This window comes from Vibrio sp. MM46 (genome assembly GCF_027587135.1).
Taxonomy (GTDB): Bacteria; Pseudomonadota; Gammaproteobacteria; order Enterobacterales; family Vibrionaceae; genus Vibrio; species Vibrio harveyi.
The window spans coordinates 1-14604 of record NZ_JAPPTO010000012.1 but is presented as its reverse complement, the minus strand read 5'-3'; the positions used below and the strand labels follow the sequence as shown (position 1 = coordinate 14604).

General features: G+C 43.5%; 16 protein-coding genes. 10 read left to right on the top strand and 6 right to left on the bottom strand.

Annotation, left to right across the window (positions count from 1 at the left end):
- Nucleotides 1-10 precede the first annotated feature (10 nt).
- The 4 genes from OH459_RS14605 (at nt 11) to luxQ (ending at nt 5013) form a co-directional block, all read left to right on the top strand.
- Entirely contained in the window at nt 11-664 is a 654-nt protein-coding gene (locus tag OH459_RS14605; protein ID WP_005453575.1) for a YceH family protein, read from the top strand.
- Entirely contained in the window at nt 661-987 is a 327-nt protein-coding gene (locus OH459_RS14600) for a GIY-YIG nuclease family protein (RefSeq protein ID WP_017188723.1), read from the top strand. The genes OH459_RS14605 and OH459_RS14600 overlap by 4 nt, the downstream gene beginning before the upstream one ends.
- Nucleotides 988-1336: 349 nt before the next feature.
- Nucleotides 1337-2434 carry an autoinducer 2-binding periplasmic protein LuxP gene (locus tag OH459_RS14595; RefSeq protein ID WP_005453580.1) on the top strand — a complete coding sequence of 366 codons (1098 nt, stop codon included), beginning with the start codon at nt 1337-1339 and terminating at the stop codon, nt 2432-2434.
- Nucleotides 2434-5013, top strand: a complete 2580-nt coding sequence (gene luxQ / locus OH459_RS14590) for a quorum-sensing autoinducer 2 sensor kinase/phosphatase LuxQ (protein ID WP_005453581.1) — start codon at nt 2434-2436, stop codon at nt 5011-5013. The genes OH459_RS14595 and luxQ overlap by 1 nt, the downstream gene beginning before the upstream one ends.
- Before the next feature lie 67 nt (nt 5014-5080).
- On the opposite strand, the gene OH459_RS14585 is transcribed toward luxQ, so the two are convergent.
- Both OH459_RS14585 and OH459_RS14580 read right to left on the bottom strand, forming a co-directional pair.
- Nucleotides 5081-5743 carry a PilZ domain-containing protein gene (locus OH459_RS14585; RefSeq protein ID WP_047515332.1) on the bottom strand — a complete coding sequence of 221 codons (663 nt, stop codon included), beginning with the start codon at nt 5741-5743 and terminating at the stop codon, nt 5081-5083.
- Between the two features lie 93 nt (nt 5744-5836).
- Nucleotides 5837-6763 carry a DMT family transporter gene (locus tag OH459_RS14580; RefSeq protein WP_050902890.1) on the bottom strand — a complete coding sequence of 309 codons (927 nt, stop codon included), beginning with the start codon at nt 6761-6763 and terminating at the stop codon, nt 5837-5839.
- 149 nt (nt 6764-6912) lie between these two features.
- Between OH459_RS14580 and OH459_RS14575 the strand changes: the two genes are divergently transcribed.
- Nucleotides 6913-7368 (top strand): Lrp/AsnC family transcriptional regulator, encoded by a 456-nt coding sequence (locus OH459_RS14575; protein WP_005453588.1) that lies wholly within the window; start codon nt 6913-6915, stop codon nt 7366-7368.
- A gap of 162 nt (nt 7369-7530) precedes the next feature.
- Nucleotides 7531-8136: a class I SAM-dependent methyltransferase gene (locus OH459_RS14570; protein WP_050902297.1), complete on the top strand. Its 606-nt coding sequence runs from the start codon at nt 7531-7533 to the stop codon at nt 8134-8136.
- A 56-nt stretch (nt 8137-8192) separates the two neighbouring features.
- On the opposite strand, the gene OH459_RS28275 is transcribed toward OH459_RS14570, so the two are convergent.
- Nucleotides 8193-8423: a hypothetical protein gene (locus tag OH459_RS28275; protein WP_074051703.1), complete on the bottom strand. Its 231-nt coding sequence runs from the start codon at nt 8421-8423 to the stop codon at nt 8193-8195.
- Between the two features lie 176 nt (nt 8424-8599).
- Complete coding sequence (locus OH459_RS14565; protein WP_017188730.1) at nt 8600-9142, bottom strand: hypothetical protein; 543 nt, start codon at nt 9140-9142, stop codon at nt 8600-8602.
- A 116-nt stretch (nt 9143-9258) separates the two neighbouring features.
- Between OH459_RS14565 and OH459_RS14560 the strand changes: the two genes are divergently transcribed.
- The 4 genes from OH459_RS14560 (at nt 9259) to secF (ending at nt 13461) form a co-directional block, all read left to right on the top strand.
- Nucleotides 9259-9927, top strand: a complete 669-nt coding sequence (locus tag OH459_RS14560) for an SH3 domain-containing protein (RefSeq protein WP_017819307.1) — start codon at nt 9259-9261, stop codon at nt 9925-9927.
- A gap of 144 nt (nt 9928-10071) precedes the next feature.
- Complete coding sequence (locus OH459_RS14555; RefSeq protein ID WP_009696226.1) at nt 10072-10551, top strand: hypothetical protein; 480 nt, start codon at nt 10072-10074, stop codon at nt 10549-10551.
- A gap of 166 nt (nt 10552-10717) precedes the next feature.
- Nucleotides 10718-12556: a protein translocase subunit SecD gene (secD, locus tag OH459_RS14550; protein WP_009701400.1), complete on the top strand. Its 1839-nt coding sequence runs from the start codon at nt 10718-10720 to the stop codon at nt 12554-12556.
- 2 nt (nt 12557-12558) lie between these two features.
- Complete coding sequence (gene secF, locus OH459_RS14545) at nt 12559-13461, top strand: protein translocase subunit SecF (RefSeq protein WP_005453603.1); 903 nt, start codon at nt 12559-12561, stop codon at nt 13459-13461.
- Nucleotides 13462-13565: 104 nt separating this feature from the next.
- Here the strand turns inward: secF and OH459_RS14540 are convergent, their stop codons facing one another.
- Complete coding sequence (locus OH459_RS14540; protein WP_017188732.1) at nt 13566-13832, bottom strand: hypothetical protein; 267 nt, start codon at nt 13830-13832, stop codon at nt 13566-13568.
- A gap of 45 nt (nt 13833-13877) precedes the next feature.
- The gene (locus OH459_RS14535; protein WP_154202416.1) at nt 13878-14498 is read right to left on the bottom strand and encodes a LysE family translocator; all 621 of its coding nucleotides are present in this window, start codon (nt 14496-14498) and stop codon (nt 13878-13880) included.
- Between the last annotated feature and the right edge of the window lie 106 nt (nt 14499-14604).

Below are 14604 nucleotides of genomic sequence, written 5' to 3'. Positions count from 1 at the left end.
GAAATGCATTATGAAAGTTGAGCTAACGGCAATTGAAGCACGAGTAATTGGCTGCTTAATCGAAAAAGAAGTCACCACCCCCGACCAATACCCCCTAAGCCTTAACGCGCTGACGAACGCATGTAATCAAAAAAGCAACCGCGAACCTGTCATGTCATTGTCTGAAGCAGACGTACTAGACGCGGTTGATGCACTCATCGAGCGTCGTCTTGTCAGTGATGAAAGTGGTTTCAATAGCCGTGTCAGCAAATACCAACACCGATTCTGTAATACCGAGTTTGGCGACCTACAACTTACCGAGCAAGAGAAAGGCATCGTATGTTGCATGCTGCTTCGTGGTGCTCAAACCCCTGGCGAAATTCGTACGCGCACTAATCGCCTAGCAACATTTAATGATGTAAAGGAAGTTGAAAACGTTCTTGAGCACCTTGCAAGCGAAGAGAAAGGACCTCTTGTGGTTAAACTGCCTCGCGAGGCGGGCAAGCGTGAATCACGTTACATGCATCTATTTTGTGGTGAGGTAGACATCAGTGAGTTGGCTGTGGCAAGTGCGGCGCCATCATCAGCCGGTTCTGAACGCATTAGCCAGTTAGAACAAGAAGTGGCAGAACTTCGTGCAGAGCTGACCGCATTAAAAGAACAGGTTGAATCTCTGCTTTCATGAGTGAGACTGCCGAGCAAAATTGGAGCGTCTATCTAATCCGTAATAACCGCAATGCGCTGTATTGTGGTGTAACGAATGATGTGGACCGACGCTTCAAACAGCATCAGAGCGGGAAAGGTGCAAAAGCACTGAAAGGGAAGGGACCATTAACCTTGGAATGGTTCTCTTCTTTTGAAAGCAAAAGCGTCGCGATGAAAGCGGAATACTTTATCAAGCAACTGACTAAAGCTAAGAAAGAGCTCTTAGTCAGCGAAGATGCTGAAATTTGTATCGATGAAAAACATGTCCTTGCATTTCAAACACGAGTGAAGTGTTCCAATTAATCAATGATTTTCGCAAGTGACATTTTCGACCAATATTGAGCTGTACAACTTCTAATCAATTAAAAAGTACAAATATGTGCTGCTAGTTCAATGTTGGGCAATTTGAATTAACACTATGCGTATTAGAGAGCAAACCGCCTTCAAATGGCGGTTTATTTTTGTCTATTATGGGTATCATTTCAGGCGACAGTAACACATAATACATTGATGCCCTGCTAGGCTTAATATCAAAAAAATTTATATAGAAGCGGGCAATTTATGGATATCAGAATTATAGGGTAAAGGATGACTCGGCTAGGTAATAAAATAGAGCAGTTCCATGCTCCATAAAAAACTAAAAGAGCAACAGATGAAAAAAGCGTTACTATTTTCCCTGATTTCTATGGTCGGTTTCTCTCCTGTTTCACATGCAACGCAAGTGCTCAATGGCTACTGGGGTTATCAAGAGTTCTTGGATGAATTCCCGCAGCAGCGAAAACTCACTAATGCTTTAGCAGAAGCCGTTCGTGAACGTCCTGTACCATTCTCTAAAAACAAAAAGCGTCCGCTTAAAATATCCGTGGTTTATCCGGGGCAGCAAGTATCTGATTACTGGGTAAGAAACATTGCGGCATTTGAAAAGCGCTTGGACAAGCTAAATATCAACTATCAGATCAACCAAGTTTTCACACGCCCTAATGCGGATATTAAGCAGCAAAGCTTGTCATTAATGGAAGCGCTGAAGAGCAAATCCGATTATTTGATTTTTACGTTAGATACAACCAGACACCGCAAATTTGTTGAACACGTTCTTGATTCAACAAACACCAAATTGATCTTACAAAATATCACGACACCAGTGCGTGAATGGGATAAACATCAACCGTTTTTATATGTCGGATTTGATCACGCGGAAGGCAGCCGTGAATTAGCGACAGAATTCGGAAAGTACTTTCCGAAGCACACCTATTACAGTGTGCTCTATTTCTCGGAAGGGTACATTAGTGATGTGAGAGGTGACACGTTTATTCATCAGGTTAACCGTGATAATAACTTTGAACTACAATCAGCGTACTACACTAAAGCAACAAAGCAGTCGGGATATGATGCTGCAAAAGCAAGTTTAGAAAAGCACCCAGATGTTGATTTTATTTATGCGTGCTCGACTGATGTTGCGTTAGGTGCTGTTGAGGCGTTAGCAGATTTAGGGCGAAGTGACGTTATGATCAACGGTTGGGGTGGTGGTTCAGCAGAGCTTGATGCTATTCAGAAAGGCGACTTAGATATCACTGTCATGCGTATGAATGATGATACTGGTATTGCCATGGCAGAAGCCATTAAGTGGGATTTGGAAGGAAAACCTGTCCCAACCGTATATTCCGGTGATTTTGAAATTGTTACCAAAGCTGATTCACCGGAAAGAATCGAAACGCTGAAGAAGCGTGCATTTAGATATTCAGATAATTGATGACAATAACTCGATCAAACATAAAGAAGCGTCGCTCACTGGCGACGCTCATAACAAAGATCATCATTCTTGTTCTTGCTCCGATCATTCTAGGGATTTTTATTCAGAGCTATTACTTCTCTAAACAGATAATTTGGCAAGAAGTCGACAGAACGAAGCAACAAACCTCTGCATTGATCCACAATATATTTGATAGTCACTTTGCGGCGATTCAAATACATCATGACAGCAACTCAAAAAGTGAAGTGATTCGTGACTTTTACACCAATCGCGACACTGATGCACTTAACTTTTTCTTTCTCAGTATCGATCAAAGTGACCCATCGCACACGCCAGAGTTTCGCTTTCTGACCGATCATAAGGGCATCATTTGGGATGATGGTAATGCACATTTCTATGGTGTGAATGATCTTATCCTCGACAGTTTGGCGAACCGAGTCACCTTTAGTAATAACTGGTATTACATTAATGTGATGACCTCTATTGGTTCTAGACATATGCTGACGCGTCGCGTGCCAGTGTTGGATCCTGCGACAGGTGAAGTGCTTGGCTTCTCTTTTAATGTTGTAGTGCTTGATAACAACTTCGCTTTGATGGAGAAGCTAAAAAGCGAAAGTAATGTCGACAATGTGGTCCTTGTGGCGAATAACGTCCCTTTAGCTAACTCCTTAATTGGTGACGAGCCATACAATGTTGCGGATATTTTGCAGCGCAAAGGTTCAGAAAGAAGGCTCGACAAACTTCTAGTGATTCAAACTCCAATAGAAGTGAATGCCGTGACGACAGAGTTATGCTTGCTTACTGTGCAGGATAACCAAAGCGTTGTTACGTTGCAGATCCAACATATCCTTGCAATGTTGGCTTCTATCATCGGTATGATCATGATTGCGTTGCTCACTAAAGAATGGATCGAGAGTAAGGTAGCGGCGCAGTTGGAGTCTCTGATGTCCTATACTCGTTCCGCGCGTGAGGAAAAGGGTTTTGAGCGCTTTGATGGCTCGGATATCGAAGAGTTCGATCATATCGGCTCTACTCTTGAAAGTACTTTTGAGGAACTAGAGGCGCAGAAGAAGTCATTCCGAGACCTGTTTAACTTCGCGTTATCACCGATTATGGTGTGGTCTGAGGAAAGTGTTCTTATCCAAATGAACCCTGCAGCACGCAAAGAGCTCGTTATCGAAGATGACAATGAAACCATGCATCCTGTCTTCCAAGGCTTCAAAGATAAATTGACACCTCACCTAAAGATGGCAGCGCAAGGTGCGACGTTAACAGGCGTCAACGTTCCAATTGGGAATAAGATTTACCGTTGGAACCTATCACCAATTCGTGTCGATGGTGATATCAGTGGCATCATTGTGCAAGGGCAAGACATTACGACTCTGATTGAAGCGGAAAAGCAAAGTAATATCGCACGTAGAGAAGCAGAGAAGTCTGCACAAGCTAGAGCTGATTTCCTTGCGAAGATGAGTCATGAGATCCGTACTCCAATTAACGGTATCTTAGGTGTTGCGCAATTGCTTAAAGACACGGTAGAAACTCAAGAGCAGAAGAACCAAATTGATGTTCTGTGCCACAGTGGTGAGCACTTACTTGCCGTACTGAATGATATTTTGGATTTCTCCAAGATAGAGCAAGGTAAGTTTAATATCCAGAAGCACCCGTTCTCATTCTCCGATACGATTCGCACATTGGAAAATATCTATCGTCCAATCTGTACAAATAAAGGTGTTGAGCTGGTTATCGAAAACAAACTGGATCCGAATGTCGAAATCTTTACGGATCAAGTTCGACTCAACCAAATTCTGTTTAACCTTGTTAGTAACTCCGCCAAGTTTACTCCGTCGGGTTCTATCCGGATCCATGCCGAGCTTGAGCAATTTTATGGTGCAGAGAACAGTGTATTGGTTGTTGAAATTACTGATACGGGGATCGGGATTGAGTCGGACAAGTTAGACCAAATGTTCGAACCGTTTGTACAAGAAGAAGCAACAACAACACGAGAATACGGTGGTAGTGGTTTAGGCTTAACCATCGTTAAGAATCTTGTCGATATGTTGGAAGGCGATGTTCAGGTTCGTAGTAGTAAAGGGATGGGCACAACTTTCGTTGTGACATTGCCGGTAAAAGACCGTGAGCGTGTATTCCGACCGTTAGAAGTCAGCCAACGCGTTAAGCCTGAAGCTTTGTTTGATGAGAGTTTGAAAGTGTTGCTGGTGGAGGACAATCACACCAATGCCTTTATTCTCCAGGCGTTCTGCAAGAAGTACAAAATGCAGGTTGATTGGGCAAAAGATGGATTAGAGGCGATGGAGTTTCTCGCGGACAATACTTATGACCTTATCTTGATGGACAATCAATTACCGCATCTTGGTGGTATTGAAACAACTCATGAGATTCGTCAGAACTTGCGACTTGGTACGCCTATTTATGCCTGTACGGCTGATACAGCTAAAGAAACTAGCGATGCATTTATGGCGGCAGGGGCGAATTATGTCTTGCTCAAGCCAATCAAAGAAAACGCATTACATGAAGCGTTTGTCGATTTTAAGCAGAGATTTTTGCTAGAACGGACGTAATGCAGAAATAGCAAAGGGAGCATGATGCTCCCTTTTTAGTTCTTTACGGTTGAGAACCTTATGCAGCCTAAATCGTGCTGGCTGAAAAAGAATGCTCTAGTAACTCATTCTTCAATTCTTCGGACATATCAAGCGGTACCTCAAATTTCACGCCTATAATCCAACCTTTTGGTAGCTTCTTAATATTGGCAACTGAGCAGTGGTTTTCTTCGTCGATATAGCCACTTAAAGGGGATTCAATCGTAATTCGTTCACCGATTTCAAACTCGGGTTCAACCAACGTCGAAATTCCACAGCCAGAAAGAGAGAAGTCGACCAAACTGCCATCATATTTATTGCCAGTGTGGTCTATTGCACAGTCTAATTGCAATTTATAACGCTCATGCTCACGTACAGGCTTCGTCGCGAAGGTGGCAGGAATCCGTACAAACAATAACGGAGACGGTCGGACCAAGTTCATCAGCACACTGGTCTTAAAAGCAATCACATGCCCCAGATCTGTATCTGACACACCACGGATAACAACGTCCACATTGGTGAGTTTTCTTAGCGCTTGCTCTTCTAATAACCGAGCGGGTATGTCGAGAATGATATAAGCGTTTTCTTTAAGCCCTAAATAAGTAGCAGCGTAAATGTACTTTTCTTCCTGACCGAACTCGAAATTTACCGAGATTCGCATCCCTGTTTTTAGGAATTTATGCAGTTCATCTTTTGTATGAGTTGAAGGCATAACATCTGACGTTTAATTTATTATCGCAACAGGTTATCAAAACGCTATTTTGGCTTTCAATAGGTGCCTGTAAAAAGTTATGCAATTTTATTGTTATCTGTGAACAGGTGGCTGATATTTCTGACTAGGGTCTTGTTTCATCAGGATATTACTCGCCACGATACTACCGCAAGTCACCAATATTAAAGCACACCATGTAAGGGTATCAGGCTGCTCATTAAACACTGGCATTGCGAGTAAGGTTGCCAATACTGGTGTGAGAGATCCGAATGCGGCGCTGGCTTCCGCTCCAATGGTTCTGATTGCGTAAAGAAAAGTGAAAGATGCTAATAGACCTGCTCCGATACCTTGTAATACGAGATGACCAACAAGCTCTTTCCATGGCCAATCAGTGATAGGTGTGATGGCTAAATAACTATGCAACCAACCGAAACCTACAGCGACAATCAGCAATGCAAACGAAATGACTGAAACAAACCCAGCGCAAACATAAGCACTTAAATTTGCAACGCGAGCACTGATGGTAAATACCGCCCACATTAAGCTGCCGACTAGAAACAGTAAGTGCCCTTTTAATTGTGCCCAGTTGTATTCTTCACCGAGATTGGACAGCAGGAACACCATAATCCCAAGTAAGACAGCAGACAAACCGACCATACGATGTTGGCTAAGAGGTTGCTGGTAACAAATGACCGCAATCGCAGAGACAAACAAAGGCAAAGTGCCAGGTATCAGAGCACTGCCATGGGCGACTGGGGCAAAGTGCATAGCGGTGCCAGCAACGAGCAAGTATGGGAGTCCGCTTCCGATGACGATACCGATAAGATATTTGTTCGGTACTGCGCGTACTTTATCCATGGATTTGAGGACGAAAGGAAGTAACACCAACGCCGGAATGAAAAAGCGAGTTAAGGCAATATCGGCAGGTTGAAGGGCTGAAATTGCGCCTCCACGTAGCGATAGAAAGAAACCAGACCAAAGAAAGAGCGTTGTGATGATTGCGGCGTATCCTAATGCCATGGGAGGTTCCGTTTATTTGTAAATAATGTGTTAATTATCGAATGAAAGTGACGCTCAATGGTGGCAAAATATGACTTAATACAGTTAGAACTTAGTGAATTTCGGCATGGAATTAAAAAATCATGGCGAAATCTGGCAAGGAAGGCAAGATGGATAAAATTGACCGACAGTTATTGGATTTGATCCAGCAAGACGCCACAATGACAACAAGCGAACTGGCAGATAGAGTGGGGCTTTCTGCTTCCCCTTGTGCGCGAAGAATCAAACGCTTGGAACAAGAAGGCGTGATCAGTGGTTACCGCGCAATGGTTTCTCGCGAACAAGCGGGAATTGCAATGACGGTATTCGTTGAAGTAAGCCTTAATAATCACCAAGCCAGTTCAATAGATGAATTTGAGCAAGCGGTAAGCGAAATGGAAGAAGTGATCTCCTGCCATGTTGTTTCTGGGGCGTACGATTATCTATTAGAAGTGGTGAGTAGAGATCTCACTGGCTATGAAGCTTTTACGCGAAAGCTCCAGATCCTTGAAAACGTCAAAGATATTCATACGCACTTAGCGATTCGCCAAGTGAAAGGAAATGGTAACTTACCGATTTATACCTAAGTAACCTCGAGATGCTAGGTTCTTCGAGAACGATTTGTCTTGTAGACGCGGCGTTGTTTTCCTTGACCTCGAATCAATGACAATGCTCAGAATTCTGCATCTTGAAGTTACTGGGTATACTCATAAATACGGTTATTCACAAACCCAACAAACAAAGCAATCATGAAGTGGCTCGACAGATTACGCATCGCACATTATCACCGAAAAAGACACAAACAATTTGGCGAAGACAGAGCCAGGACGCTGGGGTGGCAAGACACTTTCAGCCAAGTCACACGCTTTGAAGCCTTATGTCGGGATTTAGACCTTAATGGCAAAAGTATTCTTGATATTGGTTGTGGATATGGAGATTTGTTGGCGTATATAGAACAAAAAGGCAATCGCCCCTGTCATTATGTCGGCATTGATCAACAAAAGCGGTTTATCGCGGAATCTCGCAAGCGTCATTTCATTACTGATACGCAGTTTATCCGGGGCGATTTCTCTAACTTGATTTTGCCGAAAGCGCACTATGTATTTGCATCTGGCTCGCTCAATTACCAATCTGCCAACCCAAATCATACAATCGAGATGATTGAGAAAATGTATCAGACTGCGAGTATTGCTTGTGTGTTTAATCTGTTGGATGAGGCTAAGTTACCCAGCATGCGGATGTTAGAGTCTCACAACAAAGATGGTGTACTGCGTTATTGCAAGCTGCTGAGTGAGAGAAGTTACTTAATTGAAGGTTATTCCGATCATGATTTTACTATCGTGATGCCAAAATAACCGACAATAAAAAACGGAGACAGTTTCCTGTCTCCGTTCGAATAGTCTTTTAAGCCTTATTGGTATTTGTATTTTGAGATCTCACAGTTACCTGTGTGTCTATCAACCCTAAAAGAGAAAGCAGCTGAATGGTATTCCCTCCCATCACTCCAAATTGTTTCTCCGAAGATTTTACATAGGTCCAAATCACTGATTGAACCGAACTCTTTAACATGCCTAACTACTGACAAAAACTTGGCTTTGGTAGCATTAGGACAATCCCTGTTACTTAATCGATTGATAACCATTGGTTTAGCATCATCTCCAGCCAAATGTGACTTTATATTAAATTTTGTTAATGGGTAAATTACCCAAAATCTGCTCGTAAGTAAAGCGTTATTGTGACGTACCTCTCTATAAATTGACCTGTTTGCCTATTAATTGCTCAATTTCAATAAAGGGAACAATCCCAATATGAACAGACTTAGTCAGATTCATTTTGCACGTATTTTAATGCATTGGCTTCTTTATCGTACAGCTGCGCTAAACCAAGGTATTGTGTTGCCAGTTGCGTATAATCTTTAGCGAGTTGGGAAGCGTTTGTTTGATACCATTCGGCGCTAATTTGGTTGGCTGTGGCATCAGAAATTTCACATTTACTTGCGAGTTTTTGCCATCCGTTTGCCATCCAATTTGACTCAATGCTGAGTTTCTCTAACTCTCGCGCTTTACTGGTGAGTTCTTCGCGATATTGAATCGACGCCTTAAGCTGACTTTGAAAAGCTCGTTGGTTAGTTTGTGCCTGCCACAACAAGGTTAGTTCACGTAGGGAGAAGGTCTGAGAGAGCAGTTGTCTTTGTTTGTGTTCAGTGAGAAGCGTATTGAATGTCTCAACGTATCTATTGTAATTGGACTCTAAACGGTTGAATTGGGTAAGATTGTCATTCCATGATGCGTGGTCACACTGAATGCTTGCGTAAGCAGGAAGTGGAAGCAGTAGCAATATCCATTTGAACTTATTCATCATTGTTTTCACACTAATTAGCTTTCTCGTTGATTAGTTTTTGCGTCCGTTATGCACTCTCTATCAGTATAGTTAGTGTGACGGTGCTTACTGCGTAAGGAATGAAAAAGGAACGGAATATGAAGAAAGCCTTGATCTTAATAGTTGTCTTGCTCTTGTTAGGGGGAGCGGGCGCAGGGTATTACTTCTTCTTTATGCAGCAAGACGACCCTGTCGCTGAACAGGAAAAAGAGCCAGAGAAACCAGCCGAACCTGCAGAAAAACCCAAACCGATTATGGATCTTGAGGCGCCCGCACCTGAGGTCACCGAGTACTATGTGATTGAGCGCCGGATCGATGTTTACAATAAGCCAGATCATCAGGCGTTGATTATTGATGCGCTGTATAAAGGTGAGAAGGTATCGGTTTTGGAGAAATCTAATGGCTGGTTCCGCTTGACGGATTACATTGTGTATGAAGAGGGTGGGGAAGAGACCGCTGAGTGGGTAGACTCAAAAGGATTATCAGACTCAGAACCTGTCATCAAAGAGCAAGAGCGCTTGGAGATCCTTGATGGGTATTTGCAAAAATCAGACGATTTAAAAACGCATCTAGATATGTTTCGCAACAAAACGCAGCAACTGCTCGATGATGAGACTTGCGACCCAAGTGATTTTGAAGAATTAGGTGGGTGGGTGCGTTCTGTCACTTACAAAACCCGCAATGTTTACTTCATCTACTGCGGTGGCTTGGAACAAGAAAACAAAATCTATTTGGATGTCGATAAAGGTGAAATATTTTATCGATGAATACCGCTTAAGGCTTGCTGGCAACTGCGTTCCACGGTTGGAAACAGAGATTTATAACTTTTTAGTTGTTAAGTATAAGCAATAGGAATACTATCACCGAGCTGAGTTGAAGAACTCGGCTCGTTTTGTTTTAAGTGAGCTACCATGCCTTGGATTTACGTTAGAAAACTGTTTTTGCTGCTTCTTGCAATGGCTTTATCGCCAATGCAGGCGTCGGCTGCACAAGCAGAACAGAAATCCTACTTACCTCACTTTTCTAAGTTGCAGCCATTTACGGCGAGCAACTCTGCATCGAACTCTCCAGTTGATTTCTCAGAACTCTCTGAGGAAAGCACCCAATCTCCAGTATCTGAAGGTCATGCTTTCCAAGATTCGTTTGCCATCTTTAATTCTCAACGTTGGACAACGCACCTTCGTGAGAACATTGACGATGAACACATTGATTTCATCGGCGATTTAAATGCCCCGTTTTATGCTGATGCTGGCTATGCCTATAGCCTTATGGATATCAGCTGGCGTCAAAGCCAATCGACATTTAATCACTTTGTTAGCGACCACCGCCTTTCTGGTTGGAAAGAAACCAATGCGATGTACGTCGCCCTCAATAGTCAGTTTTCTGCTTAAACACCATCACTCTGCACATTTTGTGCATTCTTAACACGGCAATTCTTCAACAGAGTAAGTGAAGCTCTGGGCATTCCATACCTGTATGTTGTTCAGGTGAGCGTTTTGTCGTGTCTTGAATCTAACTAAATAAAACTTCACTGAGCAGTGAAGGGATGATGTTTACATGAAGAAAACACCAAAACCACAAAAGAACAGAAAAGTGCTGAATCACTATTCAGCATGGAAATACGTCGTTTTAATTACGACGGTTATTATCTTAACCCTTAGCGCCATCCCAACTTGGTTTGGTGAGCAGCCTTCTATTCAGGTGACGTTTGCTGACCAAAACAACAGTGCGATGTCAGTGGTTCAGCTCGACCAGCTGTTAAAAACGCACCATATTCCAGCCTCTAAAATCATTGAAAAAGACGGTAAGACTACCATCGTTTTTGATGGTGAAGATGCGCAAAGTAAGGCTCGTGTATTGCTTAACGATCAGTTAGGCAAAGATGACAGCATCACGTTCTCATACGTGTCTGTTGCCCCAGAATGGTTAAACGAGATGGGTTTCAGCCCAATCAAGCTTGGTCTTGATCTTCGTGGCGGCGTTCAATTCCTATTGAATGTAGATGTAAATAAAGCGTTTGAAGAGCAGCGCGACGCATTGGTTGATGAGATCAAAGCGAGCCTGCGTGAGCAACGTGTACGTGGCGTTCAAGTTCGTGCTGAAGCGCATAACCACATCGCAGTAAATAGTGAAAACGAAGCGGGCTTAAAAGCGGCGAGCCAATTCATTCGTCAAAACTACCCTGGTTGGACAATGACAAGCGCAGATCGTGGCTTTGAACTTCAACCAAGCGAACAAAACATCCAAGAATTCCAAACAACGACACTGCAACAAAACTTGAAGATCATGCGTGGTCGTATCGAAGAGCTTGGTATTACTGAAGCGTTGGTACAACGCCAAGGTAAAGAGAGCATTCGTATCGAGCTACCAGGTGTTCAAGACCCTGCACAAGCGAAAAACGTCATTGGCGCAACAGCAAGTCTTGCGTTCTACGAAGTGAAAGACGCAGGTCAAGCACGTAGCAGCCAAGACCTTGTCCTGAAAGACAACGATGGTCGTACAGTGATTCTTGCTAAGCGTCCAGTACTAACGGGTGAACATATTGTAAATGCGCGCGCGGGCGTTGATAAAATGGGCATGTCAGAAGTAAACATCTCTCTAGACCACGCTGGTGGTAAGAAGATGAGTGACTTCTCTGCAACGCATATCGGCAAGCCAATGGCGACAGTCTACCGTGAGTACAAAACTAACGAACGTGGTATGACAGAGCGTAGCGAGCGCGTTATTAGTGTTGCAACTATCCAGTCTCAATTGGGTAGCCAATTCCGTATTACTGGTGCGGGTAGCATGGATGAAGCACAGCAACTTGCCTTGCTTCTACGTGCGGGTTCATTGACCGCTCCGGTAACGATTGTTGAAGAACGTACAATCGGTGCTTCTCTAGGTGCAGAAAACATCCAAAACGGTTTCGCAGCTCTTGCTCTTGGTATGGGTCTAACACTGACATTTATGGCACTTTGGTACCGTCGCCTTGGTTGGGTTGCGAACGTGGCTTTGTGTGCAAACATGCTTTGCTTACTTGGTCTAATCGCACTACTTCCTGGCGCCGTGCTAACACTTCCTGGTATCGCAGGCTTGGTATTGACTGTCGGTATGGCGGTGGATACCAACGTAATTATTTTCGAACGTATTAAGGACAAGATGCGTGAAGGTCGTAGTTTTGCACAAGCTATCGACTTAGGCTTCGACAGCGCGTTCGCTACTATCCTTGATGCCAACATCACAACCATGATCACTGCCGTGATTCTATACGCGATTGGTAACGGTCCAATCCAAGGCTTTGCGCTGACGCTAGGTCTGGGTCTGATGACCAGTATGTTTACAGGCGTATTTGCTTCTCGTGCAATGATCAATTTAATTTGGGGCCGCGATGCCCGTCGTGATGTGAGGGTTTAATCATGGTCGAAATGCTAAAACAAAATATCCGTAAGATTCGTTACTTCACGACAGCTGTATCGGTTGTGTTGACGATTATTGCTCTGGTTGCTCTGGGTATGAAAGGGCTAAACCTAGGTCTCGATTTCACTGGTGGTATGGTTACTGAAGTGAAAGTCGATAAACAATTGACTAACCATGATTTGCTTAATGCGCTGCAACCAAAGCTTGGTGAATCAACATCTGTAACCCGTTCAGGCGAAGATGGTCGTTGGGTTATTCGTTACTCAGCACCGGCAGAAGGTCATACATTACCTAATGTTGCAGATGTACTTAAGCCTATTTCACATCAAGTAGATGTAGTAAGTAACAGCATCGTGGGTGCTCAAGTGGGTCAGGACCTGTTCGACCAAGGTGGCTTAGCATTATTAGTATCGGTACTGACGATTCTTGGTTACTTGTGTTTCCGCTTTGAATGGCGTCTGGCAAGTGGCTCTCTATTCGCGTTGGCGCACGATGTTATCTTAGTATTGGGCTTCTTTGCGATTACACAAATGGAGTTCAACCTGACGGTGTTTGCAGCGATTTTGGCGATTCTTGGTTACTCGCTTAATGACTCGATCATCATCGCTGACCGTATTCGTGAACTGCTTGTTGCGAAGCAAAATTGGAAAACAGAACAGATCAACGATGAAGCGGTATTGGCGACATTCTCACGTACTATGGTGACATCAGGTACTACTTTAATCACTGTTGGTGCGTTGTGGATTATGGGCGGTTCTGCATTGGCAGGTTTCTCTACCGCAATGTTCATTGGCGTACTGTCTGGTACGTGGTCATCAATCTCGATTGGTACGGTGCTTCCTGAATGGTTGAAGCTAGAACCAAAACACTACCTACCAGTAGAGATCGACACTGCACCATAATACTTGGTGTTTAAGGTAAAAGTGCTTGCGCCACTCTTCTGAGTGGCGCTTTTTTATCTGTGGAAAAGGGAAAAGGGAAAAGGGAAAAGAAATAGAATCGGACGCTACTTCACGCGCATTAGTCGATGCTTGACTGAACCTAAATCAAATTCGATGATCTGAGATCGCTTCATTGACTCGACTTTGGTGAGCATTGGTCCTTTATAGCCCTTCTTTTTCATCCATTGTAACGGTTCAGAAAATCTGTCCTCATTGACCACGTAAGACTCACCTTTATGTTCGCCAGCATAGACGTTCACTACCCATACTCGGGCTTGAAAATCCAACACCTCACCAAAGGATTGTTTGAGCCTGCTTAAAATGTTCTTCATAACTTGTTTTTCGTCACTAGACCTGTTTCATCAATACTGCTTTTTCTAACTCATTAAGAGCCAAATACCCACTCCCATCATCAAAGTGCCAGCGATTCGGTTCATTAAGCGTACATTTTTGGATTGACCTAGCAATCGCTTCAATCCTTTACCACCCGTTGCGTAAAGAGACATACAAATGAACTCGAACATCAAAATAATAGAAACAAGCACGATGAGCTGAGGAGCAAGAGCCGCAGTTTGATCAATAAAAGGCGGCAAAAGTGAAATCATGAACGCCCAGCCTTTCGGGTTTGCAATTGCGGTGACAAAGCCTTGTAAAACCAAATCCCAGTTACCGCTAGTAGGAACATCAATGCTATCAACATTAATGGCAAGTTTGCCTCGTGAGCGCCACATCTCAACCCCTAAATAAAGCAGATAACCGCCGCCAATCAATTTTAGTACGGTAAAGAGCCAAGGGTAAGTGAACATGATGGCTGCGATACCGAGTACCGCAGAGATTGAAACTAAAGCAACACCAAACAGTTCGCCAATCATCATCCAAAGGGTGCGACGATATCCGATACTCATACCTAACGTTAAGGCAAGCGTCATACACATCCCAGGTGTAATGGACACAAAGAAGAAGGTAGGGATGAACATGGTTAACAAGGCGGTATTCATGAATATTGATGAGTGTGTAAGTAAATAAAGAGGTATCAAAGATAGTGCAAACTGGCATTTAATGCCACATCTAAAAACAGTAGAGGTTGGAGGTATAGGGTTAACA

Bases quoted from the DNA above. Each gene is read 5' to 3' on its own strand.
- OH459_RS14605 (WP_005453575.1), top strand. From the start codon at position 11: ATGAAAGTTGAGCTAACGGCAATTGAAGCACGAGTAATTGGCTGCTTA.
- OH459_RS14600 (WP_017188723.1), top strand. From the start codon at position 661: ATGAGTGAGACTGCCGAGCAAAATTGGAGCGTCTATCTAATCCGTAAT.
- OH459_RS14595 (WP_005453580.1), top strand. From the start codon at position 1,337: ATGAAAAAAGCGTTACTATTTTCCCTGATTTCTATGGTCGGTTTCTCT.
- luxQ (WP_005453581.1), top strand. From the start codon at position 2,434: ATGACAATAACTCGATCAAACATAAAGAAGCGTCGCTCACTGGCGACG.
- OH459_RS14585 (WP_047515332.1), bottom strand. From the start codon at position 5,743: ATGCCTTCAACTCATACAAAAGATGAACTGCATAAATTCCTAAAAACA.
- OH459_RS14580 (WP_050902890.1), bottom strand. From the start codon at position 6,763: ATGGCATTAGGATACGCCGCAATCATCACAACGCTCTTTCTTTGGTCT.
- OH459_RS14575 (WP_005453588.1), top strand. From the start codon at position 6,913: ATGGATAAAATTGACCGACAGTTATTGGATTTGATCCAGCAAGACGCC.
- OH459_RS14570 (WP_050902297.1), top strand. From the start codon at position 7,531: ATGAAGTGGCTCGACAGATTACGCATCGCACATTATCACCGAAAAAGA.
- OH459_RS28275 (WP_074051703.1), bottom strand. From the start codon at position 8,423: ATGGTTATCAATCGATTAAGTAACAGGGATTGTCCTAATGCTACCAAA.
- OH459_RS14565 (WP_017188730.1), bottom strand. From the start codon at position 9,142: ATGATGAATAAGTTCAAATGGATATTGCTACTGCTTCCACTTCCTGCT.
- OH459_RS14560 (WP_017819307.1), top strand. From the start codon at position 9,259: ATGAAGAAAGCCTTGATCTTAATAGTTGTCTTGCTCTTGTTAGGGGGA.
- OH459_RS14555 (WP_009696226.1), top strand. From the start codon at position 10,072: ATGCCTTGGATTTACGTTAGAAAACTGTTTTTGCTGCTTCTTGCAATG.
- secD (WP_009701400.1), top strand. From the start codon at position 10,718: ATGAAGAAAACACCAAAACCACAAAAGAACAGAAAAGTGCTGAATCAC.
- secF (WP_005453603.1), top strand. From the start codon at position 12,559: ATGGTCGAAATGCTAAAACAAAATATCCGTAAGATTCGTTACTTCACG.
- OH459_RS14540 (WP_017188732.1), bottom strand. From the start codon at position 13,832: ATGAAGAACATTTTAAGCAGGCTCAAACAATCCTTTGGTGAGGTGTTG.
- OH459_RS14535 (WP_154202416.1), bottom strand. From the start codon at position 14,498: ATGAATACCGCCTTGTTAACCATGTTCATCCCTACCTTCTTCTTTGTG.